At 38.6% G+C, this 464-nt stretch carries 1 protein-coding gene; it reads right to left on the bottom strand.

From position 1 onward, the window contains the following. Positions 1-417: hypothetical protein (locus A3766_RS28425; protein WP_156509221.1), on the bottom strand; the 417-nt coding region annotated here is incomplete at its 3' end. Positions 418-464: the final 47 nt, after the last annotated feature.

Here is a 464-nt window from a genome sequence, read left to right as displayed (position 1 = left end):
GATTTTAGGGAAGGCGTTTTGAAAAGCCCTAACAGGCAACATGCCATTCAACAGACCGGGTGAGAATATTAGCGTAGTATTACGAACTCTATTTGTGCTCTTAAATTCGGGGATTTCCAGTTTCCATTCCCGTATTTCATCGCCCCTCAAAAACTGTTCTGCAAGTTTTTGTTTGTTTGGTCGCTTGTCTTTGCGGCCAAGTAGTTTGGTTTTATCTGCTTTTTTTAAAGCAATATTGTCTTGAAGTGCTTCGGTTAGAAATATATTTCTCCATCGAATGCCGCACCAGCGCTTAATATAAGGGTGCGCATAGTTTTTACGGTCGCTTTGTAGAATCAATCTAATATTCGTAATTAGTTGTTCGTAATCGCCTTTGTTCTCCAGTGTTTCGAGTAGATTCAGTTGTTCCTTATTCATTATAAGATCAATGTTCCTTTAATGTCTCAATATGTTGAATAGCGATC

It is taken from the genome of Oleiphilus sp. HI0132 (assembly GCF_001635845.1).
Note: the sequence above shows the minus strand (reverse complement) of the source record. Positions and strands in the feature narration are given on the sequence as shown.